Annotated in this window: 14 protein-coding genes; 7 read left to right on the top strand and 7 right to left on the bottom strand. The window is 72.8% G+C overall.

Translation table 11 applies throughout. From position 1 onward, the window contains the following. Window positions 1-4: 4 nt before the first annotated feature. The 3 genes from AB852_RS16785 to AB852_RS16775 all read right to left on the bottom strand — a co-directional run bounded on the left by AB852_RS16785 (window position 5) and on the right by AB852_RS16775 (window position 3290). The gene (locus AB852_RS16785) at window positions 5-1072 is read right to left on the bottom strand and encodes a FecCD family ABC transporter permease (RefSeq protein WP_073788899.1); all 1068 of its coding nucleotides are present in this window, start codon (window positions 1070-1072) and stop codon (window positions 5-7) included. Then, window positions 1069-2181 (bottom strand): FecCD family ABC transporter permease, encoded by a 1113-nt coding sequence (locus AB852_RS16780; protein WP_245876803.1) that lies wholly within the window; start codon window positions 2179-2181, stop codon window positions 1069-1071. Before AB852_RS16780 ends, AB852_RS16785 begins: the two co-directional genes overlap by 4 nt. Before the next feature lie 362 nt (window positions 2182-2543). After that, on the bottom strand, window positions 2544-3290 hold the full coding sequence (locus AB852_RS16775; protein WP_073788897.1) for an IclR family transcriptional regulator: 747 nt from the start codon (window positions 3288-3290) through the stop codon (window positions 2544-2546). Window positions 3291-3616: 326 nt separating this feature from the next. On the opposite strand from AB852_RS16775, the gene AB852_RS41510 reads away from it, so the two are divergent. From AB852_RS41510 to AB852_RS16745, 7 genes are all read left to right on the top strand, one after another. After that, the gene (locus tag AB852_RS41510) at window positions 3617-3724 is read left to right on the top strand and encodes a putative leader peptide (RefSeq protein WP_323181455.1); all 108 of its coding nucleotides are present in this window, start codon (window positions 3617-3619) and stop codon (window positions 3722-3724) included. 378 nt (window positions 3725-4102) lie between these two features. Next, window positions 4103-5131 (top strand): ABC transporter substrate-binding protein, encoded by a 1029-nt coding sequence (locus AB852_RS16770; RefSeq protein WP_073788895.1) that lies wholly within the window; start codon window positions 4103-4105, stop codon window positions 5129-5131. Then, the gene (locus AB852_RS16765; RefSeq protein ID WP_073788893.1) at window positions 5116-6147 is read left to right on the top strand and encodes an ABC transporter substrate-binding protein; all 1032 of its coding nucleotides are present in this window, start codon (window positions 5116-5118) and stop codon (window positions 6145-6147) included. Before AB852_RS16770 ends, AB852_RS16765 begins: the two co-directional genes overlap by 16 nt. After that, window positions 6144-6974: an ABC transporter permease gene (locus AB852_RS16760; RefSeq protein ID WP_073788891.1), complete on the top strand. Its 831-nt coding sequence runs from the start codon at window positions 6144-6146 to the stop codon at window positions 6972-6974. Before AB852_RS16765 ends, AB852_RS16760 begins: the two co-directional genes overlap by 4 nt. Then, entirely contained in the window at window positions 6971-7867 is an 897-nt protein-coding gene (locus AB852_RS16755; RefSeq protein WP_079184672.1) for an ABC transporter ATP-binding protein, read from the top strand. The genes AB852_RS16760 and AB852_RS16755 overlap by 4 nt, the downstream gene beginning before the upstream one ends. Then, window positions 7864-8736 carry an ABC transporter substrate-binding protein gene (locus tag AB852_RS16750; protein ID WP_073788889.1) on the top strand — a complete coding sequence of 291 codons (873 nt, stop codon included), beginning with the start codon at window positions 7864-7866 and terminating at the stop codon, window positions 8734-8736. The genes AB852_RS16755 and AB852_RS16750 overlap by 4 nt, the downstream gene beginning before the upstream one ends. Further along, the gene (locus AB852_RS16745) at window positions 8733-9803 is read left to right on the top strand and encodes an LLM class flavin-dependent oxidoreductase (RefSeq protein ID WP_073788886.1); all 1071 of its coding nucleotides are present in this window, start codon (window positions 8733-8735) and stop codon (window positions 9801-9803) included. The genes AB852_RS16750 and AB852_RS16745 overlap by 4 nt, the downstream gene beginning before the upstream one ends. Before the next feature lie 97 nt (window positions 9804-9900). Here AB852_RS16745 and AB852_RS16740 read toward each other — a convergent pair whose 3' ends face one another. The 4 genes from AB852_RS16740 to AB852_RS16725 form a co-directional block, all read right to left on the bottom strand. Continuing rightward, on the bottom strand, window positions 9901-10848 hold the full coding sequence (locus AB852_RS16740) for a MerR family transcriptional regulator (RefSeq protein WP_073788884.1): 948 nt from the start codon (window positions 10846-10848) through the stop codon (window positions 9901-9903). 125 nt (window positions 10849-10973) lie between these two features. Then, window positions 10974-11486: an SMI1/KNR4 family protein gene (locus AB852_RS16735; RefSeq protein WP_073788882.1), complete on the bottom strand. Its 513-nt coding sequence runs from the start codon at window positions 11484-11486 to the stop codon at window positions 10974-10976. A 257-nt stretch (window positions 11487-11743) separates the two neighbouring features. Then, a complete protein-coding gene (locus tag AB852_RS16730) occupies window positions 11744-12418 on the bottom strand; it encodes a formylglycine-generating enzyme family protein (RefSeq protein ID WP_073788880.1) in 675 nt (224 codons plus the stop codon). A gap of 67 nt (window positions 12419-12485) precedes the next feature. Then, window positions 12486-13976 carry a S41 family peptidase gene (locus AB852_RS16725; RefSeq protein ID WP_245876802.1) on the bottom strand — a complete coding sequence of 497 codons (1491 nt, stop codon included), beginning with the start codon at window positions 13974-13976 and terminating at the stop codon, window positions 12486-12488. Between the last annotated feature and the right edge of the window lie 163 nt (window positions 13977-14139).

Below are 14139 nucleotides of genomic sequence, written 5' to 3'. Positions count from 1 at the left end.
CGTGTCATCGGCGCCGCCATTCCCGGCCCAGCAGCCAGGCCAGGTACAGCCCGCCCAGGGCCGCGGTGCCGATACCCACCGGGAGCTGCGTCGGGGCCAGCGCCCGCTGGGTGGCCAGATCGGCGGCGGTCAGCAGCAGCGCGCCCATCAGCGCGGCGGGCACCAGTCCGGCCCCCGGCGACCCGGTCAGCCTGCGGGCGAGCTGCGGGGCGGCGAGCGCCACGAAGGCGATCGGCCCGGCGGCGGCGGTCGCGACCGCCGTCAGCGCGACACTGGTCACCAGCAGCGCCAGCCGGGTCGGTTCGGCGGGCACCCCACGCGCCCGCGCGGTGTCGTCCCCCATCTCCAGCAGGGACATCCGGCGGCCGAGCGACAGCGCGACGGGCACCAGCAGCAGCAACGCCAGCGCCAGCGGCACCACATGGTCCCAGCGGCGGCCGTTCAGACTGCCGGTCAGCCAGAGCTGCGCGGTCTGCGCGTCGTTGAGGGTCGCGCGGGTCAGCAGATACGAGTTGAACGCGGCCAGCATCGCGGTGGTGCCGATCCCGGTCAGGATGAGCCGGAAGCCCTGCACACCCCGGCGGAACGCCAGCCCGTAGACCAGCCCCGCGGTCAGCAGCCCGCCGACGACCGAGCCCGCGGCGACACCGCGCAGACCACCGCCGAGCAGCAGGATCACCACCAGGGCGCCCGTCGCCGACCCGGTCGTGAAGCCGACCACGTCGGGGCTGCCCAGCGGGTTGCGCGAGATGCTCTGGAACATCGCCCCGCCGAGCCCCAGCGCCGTCCCCACCATCATGGCCACCAGCAGCCGGGGCAGGCGCAGTTCGTTGACGATGAACCCGAGGCCCGCGGGGCCGCCGCCGAACAGGGTCGCGACCACGTCGCGGGACGACGCCGAGTAGCTGCCGGTGGTCAGACAGAACAGCCCGAGCACACAGGTCACCAGCGCCAGCAGCGTCCCGACGGCCAGCGAACGCGCGTGCAGCCGCAGGGACAGCGACCCCGAACGGGTCCGCAGCACCCTCCCCGTCACCGGCCGGACACCGGACCGGCCCCGTACGGCGCTCACAGCGCCGCGATCCGGCGCCGGCGGCTGAGCGCGATGAACAGTGGCGCGCCCAGGAACGCGGTGACGATACCCGTCTCCAGCTCACCCGGTGCGGCGAGAAACCTGCCGACGACATCGGCGCCGAGGAGCAGCACGGGCGCGAGCAGAAGGGAGTAGGCCATCACCCAGCGCTGGTCGGGGCCGGTCACCATCCGTACGAGATGGGGGACCGCCAGCCCGATGAACGCGATCGGCCCGGCCGCCGCGGTGGCGCCCCCGCACAGGAGGGCGACCGCCACCGCGCCCGCCAGCCGGGTCCGTTCGGTGTGCGCGCCGAGCGCGCGGCCGGTCTCCTCGCCGAGCGCCAGCGCGTTGAGCGGACGGGCCAGGCACAGCGCGGTCACCACACCGGCGAGGATCAGCGGGCCCACCTGCCGCACCACTTCCATGTCCCGTCCGGCGAGCGATCCCACCGCCCAGAACCGGAACGCGTCGAAGGCGCGGATGTCGTGGAGGACCACGGCGGAGACGAACGCGATCAGTGTGGCGTTGATCGCCGCTCCGGCGAGGACCATCCGGTCCGGGCCGGCCGAGCGGCCCGACGAGCCGAGCAGGTACACCACCGCGTACGCGAGGGCCGCCCCCAGGAAGGCGAACCAGACGTAGCCGAGGGGCGAGCCGACGCCGAGGAACGCGATCGCGACGACCACGGCGGCCGATGCCCCGTTGTTCACCCCGAGCAGGCCCGGATCGGCCAGCGGATTGCGGGTCAGTCCCTGCATCAGCGCTCCGGCGAGCCCCAGCGCGGCACCGGCCAGCAGCCCGATCACGGTACGCGGCACCCGCAACCGGCGTACGACGAACGCCTCCTCGCCGCCACGGCCCTGGGCGAGGACCTCCCACACGGTGGAGAGCGGGATGCTCCGCGCGCCGACCGCGAGGCTGAGGGCACACACCAGGGCGAGGGCCAGCGCCGCGAGGACGAGCCCGTACCAGCGGACCGCCGCGGCCCGGCGGCGAACGGCCGTCCGCGCCGGAACGGTGACCTCACCGGCGGCCCGTGGCGTGGTCCGTGGCCCGCCGCTCGGTATGCCGCCGCCGTCGGACGCGGCTTCCTTCCGTACGTTCACACCCGGACCCGCGCCGCGTGTCCGCGGCGGCATCGCGCTCGCGCCATCCCGCCCCCTCCGTCGGATCTGCCCCGGTCGGAGGCAACTCAGGTGAGCCTAACCAGCGTTGCGCCGTCCGTTCAACTTCTCGGCGAGACGCTCGGCGATCATCGTGGCGTCCCGCTCCCGGCGACGGCGAGGACAGGTGGCCGGGAGCGGGACGCGTCGTCGTCGTTCGCGGGCGTGTCCGGCAACGCGCGCGGGTCGGCCGCGGCGTCCCACGGCACCTGCCAGGAAGCCCGTCCGCACACGATCCTGACTGCGGGAGGTGCCCCCACGGCCCTTCCGTACGATCCCCACCCTGCTGTCAGCAAACGGGTACGTCACGGCCGGATCGTGGTGCGGCGTTCGGCCGGGGGCAGCAGCAGTACCTCCAGCGCGGCGGCACAGGCCCGGGCCTGGTCGGTGAACCAGGCCAGCCGGTCGTCGGTGAGCACGGCCGGGGTCGCGCGCAACGCCAGGGCGAACCGAGCACGTTCGGTGTGGTCGAACACCGGGACGGCGAGGGTGCGGACACCGGTCGCGGACTCGCCGTCGTTGACGGCGTGGCCCCGCTCGCGCACCCGGTCGAGTTCGGCGCGAAGCGCGTCCGCGTCGACGATGGTGCGGTCCGTGAAGGCGGCCAGCCCGGGGAGCGTGCCGACGGGGTCCGGATCGTCGCCCGGCCAGGCGAGCAGGACCTTGCCGAGCGCGGTGGAGTGCAGCGGTCTGCGCAGTCCGGCACCGGTGTCGTGGCGTACCGAACCGCCGACGAGGATCAGCGCGTGGACACCGTCCCGCAGGGCCAGATCGGCGGTGGCCCCGGTACGTGTCGCGAGGTCGGCGAGTTCGGGCGCGGTGAGATGCAGCCCGCGCTGGTGGTACGAGAGCTGACCGAGTTCGGTGACGGCCGGGCCCAGCCGGTAGCGGGCGGTGTGCGCGTCCTGTTCGAGGAACCCGGCCGCGACAAGGGTCCGGGCCAGCCGGTGGGCGGTCGAGACGGACAGCGAGGTGCGGCGTGCGATGTCCGAGGCGCTCAACGGGGAGCCGCTGTCGCGGAAACAGTGCAGCACGCCGAGCGCCCGGCTCACGGCCTGCGATCCCGAGGGGGCGGCGGGTACGGCCGGACGGCCGGTCGCCGACGGCGGTGCGGCCCCGGGGCCTCGCGCCGGGCGTGGGGGAGTCGAGGCGTCATCGGAAGAGCTTCCCATGATGTGGCAGCTTCCCCCGTGGCCGTAGGTCCGGTCAACTTGCCTTCCCCTGCTACTTGATGGAGATGCGGGGGAGCGGTGGGGCTTCGCGTCGGCCCGTTCATGGACCAGGTGTCCCACGATGTGGGAAGCGACTTGTCCGTGGGGCAAGCGCCGTGGCAGAGTCGGCGCACCGACCCCGCCGACCCGTCGAGAGGAGCGCCGCCGTGACCGTCCGCCGGACCTTCACCGCCCTGGTGCCCTCGGTGACGCCTGCTCTCAGCAGCCGCCGCCACATAGACCTGGTCCGGGTCGCCAGCTCCGGCTGTCGCTGACCCGGACACCGGCCCCGCGCCGCACCCGCCCCGCCCGCTCCACCGTGTGAAGTCCCGCGCGCGGGGGCTCGCGTACGGCCGGGCCACGTCCCACTGACACGTGCCGCTCCGGCACGCCCTGTCGGGACCTGAGCGGCACCCGACCGGCGTCCTGCCTGCTCCGACCGGACCCCGGTCGGCACCCGCCCTGTCCCGGTCGGCGCCGGACCCGTGCACCCACCGCCCCGCACCGGTCGTCCCGCATCCCACCGCGTCCGCCGCACCTCCCGCACCACCTTCCGTACGCCCCGGCGCGCTTCGGCGTACGCCCGTCCACCGTCCTGTGCCGCGCTGTTCCGTGCCGCGGTCACCATCCGCACCCCTGGCCAAGAAGGGCCCATGACGCGATCCACGCCGCCCGCCACCCTGTGGTTCACCCGATGCCCCGTGCCCACCGCGACCGGCATCGCCGCCGATCTCGGCTGGCTGGCCGACGAGTTCACCCCCGACGGGATCTCCGTCCGCTCCCTCCAGGACGCGCCCGCCGCCACCGCCCGCGACCACCACTACACCCACGCGCTCGAAGGACTCTTCCGCGAGGGCGGCAACGTCCCGGCCCTGTGGGCCCGTTCACGTGGCGAACCCACCCGGCTGATCGGCCTCACCTGGATCGAGGAACGCCAGGTCGTCCTTGTCGCGGCCGACTCCGGCATCCATGAGGCGGCGGACCTCAAGGGCAGCCGGCTCGCCGTCCCCCGGCATCCGCTGCCCATCGACTTCTGGCGGGCCATGGCCCTGCGCGGCTTCGAGGGCGCGCTGTCCACCGCCGGGCTCACCCTCGCGGACACCGTCCCCGTCGACGTACCCGCCGACGCCCACGCCGCACAGTGGTCCGCCGAACTCGCCGCCCTGCGCGCCGGGACCGTCGACGCCGTCTACGCGAAGGGCGCCACCGCAGTCGAGGCCGCCGCCCGGTACGGCGCGCGGATCGCCGTCGAACTCGACGACCACCCCGACCGGCGCACCAGGGTCAACAACGGCACCCCCCGCCCGATCACCGTCCGCGAGAGCCTGCTGGACGAGCGGCCGGACCTGGTCGCCCGCTACCTCGCCGTCCTCGTCCGGGCCGCCGACTGGGCGGCCGGCCACCCGGACGACCTCGCCCGGGTACTGAGCCGGGAGACCGGCGCGGGCGCCACCGGCGTCGCCGGTGCCTACCGGGCCCGCGGCCATCGCGATCTGCGCATCGACCTCTCCGACGAACGCCTCGACCTGCTCGCCCGGCAGGAACACGCCCTGCGCGGCCACGGCTTCCTCGCCGCACCCGTCGACGTACGGGACTGGGCCGTCCCCGAACCGCTCCGCGGCGCGACCGACCGGGTCCGCCGCCCCGCCACCACCGAGGACCATCCATGGCTCACCAGCTGACCGCCCCGACGACCCTGACCCGCCGGGCCGTGCGCACGGCCGCCGCCCTCGCCGTCACCGCCGCCCTGTTCGCCGTCACCGCCTGCGGCGGGGCCGCGGAGGGCAGCGCGGGGGACAAGGGCACCGTCGTCGTCCGCATCCCCGACCCGAAGAACTCGGGTGTCCTCGCCCTCGGGAAGAAGGACGGCAGCCTCGCGAAGGCCCTCGACGCCGCCGGTGCCCGTGTCGAATGGACCGGCAGCAGCGGGCCGTTCGCCCCCGCCGCTCAGGCGCTCAACGCCGGACAGCTGGACATCGCCACCGGGTCGATCACCTCCGGGGTCACCGCCCTCACCCAGAAGCCCGGGTTCAAACTCTTCAGCGCCATCGAACCGGACGGCGCGGGGGAGGGCATCCTGGTCCGCGAGGACTCCGGGATCAGCACCGTCAAGGACCTCGCCGGACGCAAGGTCGCCGTCAACCAGGGCGGCACCGGCGAGTACCTGCTCCTCAAGGCGCTCGCCCGGCACGGCGTACCGGCAGATGACGTGGAACGCGTCTATCTGCGCCCCGACCAGACGGCCTCCGTCTACAAGACCGGCCAGGTGGACGCCTGGGCCTCCTGGGCCGCCTACTCCGTCGCGGAACTCGGCAGCGGCGACTCCCGCTTCGTCGCCGACGGGGCCGCCGTCGGCTCCGACAACTACAGCTTCCACGCCGTGCGCACCGGCTTCGCCGAGCGGCATCCGAAGGTCGTCAAGGCCCTGTACGACTACCTCCGCACCGGCAGCGCCGCCCAGCGGGCCGACCCGGAGAAGTACGTCAACGTCTTCACCGACCGCGGTCCGACCGCCGTCACCGGCGCCGCCAGGGAACTCCAGCTCCGTATCCTGCGCGAGGGCGGCACCGTCGAACCGATCACCGCCGACGACATCGCGCGCTTCGAGTCCGTCGCCCGCTTCTACCTCGACCAGAAGGTCCTCACGAAGCCCGTCGACATCAAGCCCCACATCCTCGACATCGAGGCCCTGGGATGAGCACCGCGACCCGGCCGCCCGGGAACCTCGTCACCCCCCGCCCCTACCTGCCCCGCGACCGGCCCCGGGCCGTCTCCCTCACCGTGCGCGCCCTCGGCCCGCTGCTGCTGATCGGTGCCTGGTGGACCGCCTCCGCCACCGGACTGCTCACCCCCGACATCCTCGCCGGACCCCCCGCCGTCGTCCGCGCGGTGGGGGAGCTGTGGGGCAACGGCGAACTGCCCGACGCCCTCGCCGCCTCACTCACCCGCTCCGGGACCGGACTGCTGCTGGGACTCGTCGCGGGCGTCGTCCTCGGGGTCACCACCGGCTTCAGCCGGTCCGGCGACGAACTCCTCGACTCCTCCCTCCAGGCGATGCGCACCATCCCCTTCCTCGCCCTCGTCCCGCTGTTCATGGTCTGGTTCGGGATCACCGAGACCGCCAAGATCCTGCTGATCGCCTTCGCGACGACGTTCCCCATGTACGTCAGCACCGCGGGCGGCGTACGCGGCACCGACCGCAAGCTCCTGGAGGCGATGCGTTCCTTCGGCATGGGACGGCTCGCCCTCGTCCGTGAGGTCGTCCTGCCCAGCGCGCTGCCCTCACTGCTGTCGGGACTGCGGCTGTCCATGACCCTCAGCGTGATCGCGCTGGTCGCCGCCGAGGAGATCAACGCCACCGCGGGCATCGGCTATCTGATGTCGCAGGCCCAGGCGTACGCCCGCACCGACGTCCTCGCGGTCTGCATCCTCGTCTACGCCCTGCTCGGACTCACCGCCGACGGCATCGTCCGGCTGCTGGAGCGGCTGCTGATGCCCTGGCGCACCCTGGGGGCGGTCCGATGAACGACACCGCCGTCCATGTACGGGGCCTGCGGCGGGTGTTCGCCGGTCGCGCTGTCCTCGACGGACTCGATCTGACCATCGCCCGCGGGGAGTTCGTCGCCCTGCTCGGCGCCAGCGGCAGCGGCAAGACCACCCTGCTGCGCATCCTCGGCGCACTCGACCGCACCGACGGCGGCACGGTCCTGGTGCCCGGGGTCCGCACCATCGTCTTCCAGGAACCCCGGCTCGTCCCCTCCAAGAAGGTCCTCGCCAACACCGTCGTCGCCATGCCGCGCGGCGCCGCGACCCGCGAGACCGGACTGCGGGCCCTGCGCGAGGTGGGCCTCGCCTCGCACGCCGACGCCTGGCCCGGCACCCTGTCCGGCGGCGAGGCCCAGCGGGTCGCCCTCGCCCGGGCACTGGTACGCCGCCCCGAACTCCTGCTGCTCGACGAACCGTTCGCCGCGCTCGACGCGCTGACCCGGTTGAAGATGCAGGACCTCGTGGGGGAGCTCTGCCGCCGCCACCGGCCCGCCGTACTGCTGGTCACCCATGACGTCGACGAGGCCGTCCGCCTCGCCGACCGGGTCGCGGTGCTGCGCGACGGACATCTCGTCACCGACGAGACGGTCGGCATCGCCCACCCCCGCGACCCCGCGCACCCCGCCTTCGCGGCCCTGCGCCGACGACTCCTCGGCGACCTCGGAGTCCACCAGCAACCCGAGCGGCACGTCCTCACACCCACCGAGCCCGACACCGAGCACGAGCCGGACGCCGAGCACGAGCCGGACGCCGAGCCGGACGCCGGACCCGACGTCCGCGCGAAGCCGCCGTCACCACCGCACGCTCATGAACCTGACCGTGAAGCCCGCGTACCCGAAGCCCACGAACCCACCGGAGCGACCCTGTCATGACCGTCACCATCGGCGTCCACGCCAACAACCCGACCCTGACCTACCTCTCCCGGCTCGACCACGCGCAGCGGGCCCTCGAACCCCTCGGCGAGACCGTCGCCTTCCACCACTACACCAACGGCGTCACTACCGGCACCCTGCTCAGCGAGGGGGTGTTCGACTTCGGCGGCACCGGCTCCACCCCACCCCTCAGCGCCCAGGCCGACGGGCACGACATCGTCTACACCGCCGTCTCCGCGCCCCGCCCCGACCACGGCGCGCTGCTCGTCGCCGCGGACGGACCGGTCCACGACATCACGGGACTCAAGGGCGGCACCGTCCACCTCGGCATCGGCTCCTGGCAGACCCATCTGCTCGCCAAGGCACTCCACACGGCCGGACTCTCCTACGCCACCGACCTCACCCCCGCCCCCGCCGGGCCGGACAGCGCACGGCTCCTCGCCGACGGCACCATCACCGGCTGGATCACCCAGGGCGCCGACCTCGCCGCCGCCCTGCGCACCGGATCGGCCCGCGTCCTGCTGCGCTCCGGCGACGTCATCACGGACCGCTCCGTGTTCTTCGCCCGCCGCGACTTCGCCGAGCGGCGCCCCGAGGTCGTCGCCGCCCTGGTCACCGCCCTCCAGCAGGCCGACGACTGGGCCGCCGCGCACCCCCGCGAGGCCGCCCTGATCGCCGCCGACGGCCTCGGTGGCGACACCGGTGACTGGGAGACCGCCCTGCGCGCCCTGCCCTGGCACATCGAACCCGTCACCGAGGTGTTCCTCGCCGAGCAGCAGGAGGCCGCCGACATCCTGCACGGCGCGGGCTTCCTGCCCCGCCCGGTCACCACCGCGCACGCCGTGGCGCGTACGGCGGCCGGCCGATGACCTCCGAGTTCCTCTGGTACGTCATCCCCCGCGAAGGGCCCTACCCGTGGGAACCCGAGGGCCGCCGCCCCGTGGACCTGCGCTATCTCCAGCAGCTCGCGGGGTCGGTGGAACGGCTCGGGTACAGCGGCGCGCTGCTGGCCACCGACCTGCACGACGTCTGGCCGCTGGGCAGCGCGCTCGCCGCGTCGACCGGCCCCGGCTTCAAGCCGCTGCTGGCAGTCCACCCCGGACTGATCGCCCCCACCCTGCTGGCCAAGATGGCGCTCACGTTCGACAACCTCTTCGGCGGACGGCTGCGGTTCAACGTCGTCAACGGCTCCACCGCGTCCCTGCGGGAGTACGGACTCCATGTCGAGCACGACGAGCGCTACGCGCTGAGCGCCGAGTACTGGTCGATCGTGAAACGGCTGACCGCGGGCGAGGTGTTCGACCACCGGGGCCGCTACTACGACCTGCGGGACGCGGGCGCGTCGCTGCGTGAACTCACCCCCGTCCAGGAACCGCACATCCCGCTGTGGTTCGGCGGCTCGTCCCCGGCCGGTGTCGAGATGGCGGCCGAGCACGTGGACGTCTATCTGACCTGGGCCGAGCCGCCGCATCTGCTGAAGGAGAAGCTGGACCGGGTGCGCGAGAGGGCCGCCGCCCACGGGCGCGTCCTGCGGATCGGACTGCGGGTCCATCTGATCGTCCGGGACACCGAGGACGAGGCATGGGCGGCCGCCGACCGCCTCCTTGAGGTCACCAGCGAGGCCACCTACGCCCGGCAGCTCGGGGTGAAGGCGACCGAGGACGGCGTGGGCTGGCAGCGCCAGTTCCGGCACGGCGGCCGGGTCCCGGCCCGCGCCCGTGACCTGGAGGAGCACCGCAACATCTGGCCGGGCATGAGCCTGTTCCGGCCGGGCCCCGGTACCGCGGTCGTCGGCTCCACCGCACAGGTCGTGGAACGGCTCGCGGAGTACGGGTCGCTCGGCGTCGATACGTTCATCCTGTCGGGCAACCCCCTGCTGGAGGAGGCGTACCGGGTGGCGGAAACGGTGCTCCCCGCGCTCGGCGCACGACGCTAGCCGGGTCCTGTACGGCGGATCGTCCGTACGCCGGCACCGTCGCATCCATCCGGCTCCGGCGCGGCTGTGGACACGGAGATGGCTCCGGCTCCGATGATCAGCTGTGCGGAGCCGGAGATACCGACAGGCCCGCGGCCTTGCTCCAGGCAGCGGGTGGGTCCTGGGCGGACAGTTCTTCGGCCAGTTCCATGCAGCGCACCCGGGCCGGGGAGAGGTCGTAGGGCATCTTGCCGACGGCTTCGAACGCGCTCATGGAACCGGCCTCCCGCCTGCCGGAGCCGAGATCGGCCTCGTCCTCGCCGTCCTCGGGGTGCAACACGTCCCAGGCGTCGAAGAGGGCATCGTCGTCCTCACCCAGGCCGGACTCCTCGATGACGGCGTGGAGTGCGCTTTCGAAGGCGTGCCGCTCGACGGCCACCTGGGCCACCCGTGGATCATCGACGGCGACGCTGTCGTCCAGTGCCTCCTCGGCGGCATCGACGCGGTCGGAATACTCCCGCAGAGCGGGATGCGTGGCCAGGGCGATGAAGCGGCCGGCCTGGACGGCCGCACCGAGCGGACCGAAGATCCGCTCGGTGACCAGCAGAATGTCCAGGTCCGCCTGACGCAGGGAGCCCTCGGGCAGGTGCTTGAGCCGTTCGGTGACGAAGTCGGAGAGCAGACCCATCCGGCTGCCTTCGGTGCGCATCCGCTGCACGGCGGTCCGCTGCCGCCGCAATTTCGCCTCCTGCTCGGCGAGGGTTTCCTCCAACCGCTCCAGGGTTCCCGCGAAATCTTCTCCGCTGTCCGCACCGGCGGAATCCGTACCGCCGGTAAAGGCGTCACGGATATCGTCCAGGGCGATCCCGGCGTCGGCCATCTTGCGAATCCACAGCAGGCGGATCATGTCCTCGTACTCGTAGCGGCGACGGTCGTCGCCACCCCGCGCGGGCTCGGGGAGCAGGCCGATCTCGTGGTAATGGCGAATCGCCCGTGGCGTGCTGCCGACGAAGGCCGCCGCGTCACCGATCTTGACCTGGCGGGGTGGCATGAAGGACGAACGCATGAGCAGGGACCTCTCCTCAAGGGGTCGGGACGCAGGTCCACCGGACCACATGCCGCTACGGAAGGTGCAACCCAAGCACCTCGCTCCGCGCCGATATCGTGATATGTGCCCTTCCGGTACAGCTTTCAGGTCAGAGGCTCATAGAACAGGCGGGCCGGAGGGGTGGCACCCACCAGGACGTCCTCGCCCTTGAGATAGGCCAGCAGCCAGTCGCTGAACGTCATCGGGTAGAGCTCGAACTCGAAGGAATCCAACTCCTGGATGCCTATGGCCCAAGGCGCTGACGGCTCGGGCGGTACTCGCAGGAAGATGTACTCCGCTGTCGCCCCTGTCGCGATCGGCAGCAGCTCTCCGGGGCCGGTTCCGGCCCTGCCGGGGAGGATCCCCGTCTCTTCTGCCTCAAGCCAGTACTCGATCTCCTCCTTGATGCTCCTGCCCAGGTTCCTGAACGGATGGCCAGGGTGGTCCAGGCGCAACTTGTCGTTGATGAGTACCGGGCCATAAGCGTCGGTGATGGCCCGGAAGTCGGCGGGGAAGGTGATCCCGAGTTCCTGTTCCAGCAGGTTCCAGGGCTCGGGATCGGACCAAAGGAAGCGGGGTTCTCCCAGTAGTGCCTTGATCTCCTCAAGCGTCGCCATTCCCTCTCGCCTTACGCTTGCGTGTACGTGTGTGAGAACGCATGAACGGGCTCTGCCGAGGGGGTGCCGACAAGAACGCCCCGCGGCCCGACCCGGCACGTCCGCCCGGGACCGGGCGCGACTCTTGTGCGCCAGCTCTCTCCGCATTGCCGAAGGGTAAGGGCTGCCACTGACACACGAGGCCGACGGACTCCAGGCGCCGGACGACCGCCGCCGGAGCGGGAACGGGGGCCGTACACAGTGGCGTTGCGCGGAGTTCAGCGGGGAGCGGACCGGGCCACGCGGAACCCCACGTCGTCGATCCGGAACGTCGGATGGCTGCGGCGCCGTACCGAGGCCCGGCAGCTCCAGCGCTCGTCGAACCAGCCGCCGCCGCGCAGTACACGGTACGAGCCGTAGACCTCGGCGTCGTAGACGTCCCAGCACCACTCCCACACATTGCCGAGCATGTCGTACAGGCCCCACGCGTTCGGCAGCCGACCGCCCACCTCATGGAGCCGCTCACCGGAGTTGCCCCGGTGCCAGGCGATCTCGTCCAGCGAGCCGTAGCGGGCCCCGGTGGTACCGGCGCGGCAGGCGTGCTCCCACTCGGCCTCGGTCGGCAGCCGGTATCCGTCGGCCGCGGGGTCCGGCTCCACGGCCGTGACGTCGTCGTGCGCCCCGTACACCGGCGTCAGCCCCTCGCCCACGGACAGGGCGTCGCAGAACCGGACCGCGTCCCACCAGGAGACGCCCTCGACGGGCAGCCGGTCGCCCCGGGCGGTTCCCGGCCGGCCGCCGGTGACCTCCGCGTACCACTCCTGGGTCACGGGCGTCGCGGCCAGCCGGAAGGGCGCGAGGTCCACCGGCCAGCTGCGCCGGGTCCGGCGGTCGGACAGGGTCACCCGGCCCCCGGGGACGGCGACCATCCGGGCTTCCACGCGCATGTTCATGCACGGATGATCTCAGCGATCCGCCCCCGCCGGGCCCGTCAGGGCGTCCGGCGGGGGCGGCTGCCGGTCAGGAGCGGGCGTTCAGCAGTGCCTTGGCGCGGTCGAAGGCCGAGTCACGGCCCGCGGCGAACTCCTTCTCGGTGAACACCGGCGTCCGCACATGCGGGGCGATGCCCGGACCCTCGAAGGACCGGCCGCGCGGGTTGGTGTACCTCTCGTTGGAGAGGCTGAACTTCCAGCCGTTGGGCAGCGTACGGCCCAGCACGTCCGAGAAGATGCCCTGCGTGTTCGCCCCGATCCTGACGGTCGACGGGCGCTCCGACAGTGCCTGGGTGAACGTCTCCCCGGCGCTGACCGTCGAGCCACCGGTCAGCAGCGCGATGGGTCCGGTGTAGCGGGGCACACCCGCGGCGGGCACCACACCGATCGTCTGCCGCCGGGTGAACCGGGTGTCGTCACGCGGATCGTTGCGCGCCTGCTTGGCGTACGCCTGGTACGAACGGTCCGTGAGCCGGGACGCGATCGACAGACCCAGTTGGTCCATGCCGCCGGCGTTGACCCGGATGTCCACGATCAGACCCCGCCACGCGCCGGGACCGGAGGTACGGGCCCGGGTGACGATCCGGTCCAGCACCTTGGTCAGCTCGGCGGCGTCCGTCTGGTAGACGGGGGCGTCCGGGGTGTACCAGGTGAAGCGGTTGATCCGCAGGTAGCCGATCCCGCCGGGCAGTTCGCCGTAACCGATCGCGCCGTTCGCATGGCTCTCAAGCGGCACCCCGCCGAAGTCCCGGCGCTCGATGAACTCGCGGACCCGCTCGTCGTACTCCGGGCTGGGCGCGACCGTCCCCTCACGCCCCACCCGCGCGGACCGGGTGAGCTCCGGGGTGTCCGCCTCCAGGGCGACATGCCCGTCCTGGAGCGGCGCGGTCATCTCCGCCAGGATGTCGAAGAGTTCGGCGGGCGTCGTCCGGGCGGTGACCTTCGGCCGGTACTTCGCGCGGACCGCGTCCCAGTCCACGCCCCGGGCGGCGAAGAAGGCGTAGTTCTCCTCGAACGTCTGCCAGAAGACGTCGAAGTTCGCCAGCGGCCCGGTCGCGGGGGCCCGCCCGCACAGTTCGGGCAGCGCGGGGACACGGCGCATGTCACGGGTGCCCACCCCGCCGTCGACGGCCAGGGTCGCACGGTCGGTGCCCCGTTGCCGCACGATGAGGACGGCCTCCGGTGAACCGAACCGGACCTCCCCGCCGGGGCCGGGCGCACCTTGCCGGGTCGCCGTCAGACCGGGCAGGCAGCTGAGGGCCGTGGTGTCCCAGGTGCGCAGCACCCCACCGCTGACCGTGACGAACAGCCCGTAGCCGTCCATGCGCCACACACCGTCGGCCGGCGCGGCGTTCCGCGCCGCCCGGGTGTCCGGTGCGGTGGGCACGGCCGCGGCCGTGCCCAGGGAACCGGCCAGCGCGAGGACGGTGCCCACCGCGGTGAGGACGGCGCGCCGGGTGCGGCGCGGGGCGGGGCGGGCGGGTCTGCCGGATTCCCCGGCCTCGGCCCGGGACGTCACTGATCTCACTGTGTTCTCCGATGAATCGTTCTGCTGACAGGGTCCCGTGCACGGTTCCGTCACGGTATCCAGCGGGGCCCTCCGGCCGGGTCAACCGCCAGGGCGACTACGGGGACCGGCTCCCTTAAGGGCTGTCCCGGGCGGCCGACGGGGCGCGGCGGGC

This window comes from Streptomyces uncialis (assembly GCF_001905345.1).
Lineage (GTDB): Bacteria > Actinomycetota > Actinomycetes > Streptomycetales > Streptomycetaceae > Streptomyces > Streptomyces uncialis.
The sequence above is the reverse complement of the archived record's forward strand: the minus strand, read 5'-3'. Positions and strand labels throughout refer to the sequence as shown.

Coding starts and splice junctions, on each gene's coding strand:
- AB852_RS16770 (WP_073788895.1), top strand. CDS start 4,103: ATGACGCGATCCACGCCGCCCGCCACCCTGTGGTTCACCCGATGCCCC.
- AB852_RS16730 (WP_073788880.1), bottom strand. CDS start 12,418: ATGAACATGCGCGTGGAAGCCCGGATGGTCGCCGTCCCCGGGGGCCGG.
- AB852_RS16760 (WP_073788891.1), top strand. CDS start 6,144: ATGAGCACCGCGACCCGGCCGCCCGGGAACCTCGTCACCCCCCGCCCC.
- AB852_RS16755 (WP_079184672.1), top strand. CDS start 6,971: ATGAACGACACCGCCGTCCATGTACGGGGCCTGCGGCGGGTGTTCGCC.
- AB852_RS16735 (WP_073788882.1), bottom strand. CDS start 11,486: ATGGCGACGCTTGAGGAGATCAAGGCACTACTGGGAGAACCCCGCTTC.
- AB852_RS16765 (WP_073788893.1), top strand. CDS start 5,116: ATGGCTCACCAGCTGACCGCCCCGACGACCCTGACCCGCCGGGCCGTG.
- AB852_RS16745 (WP_073788886.1), top strand. CDS start 8,733: ATGACCTCCGAGTTCCTCTGGTACGTCATCCCCCGCGAAGGGCCCTAC.
- AB852_RS16750 (WP_073788889.1), top strand. CDS start 7,864: ATGACCGTCACCATCGGCGTCCACGCCAACAACCCGACCCTGACCTAC.
- AB852_RS16740 (WP_073788884.1), bottom strand. CDS start 10,848: ATGCGTTCGTCCTTCATGCCACCCCGCCAGGTCAAGATCGGTGACGCG.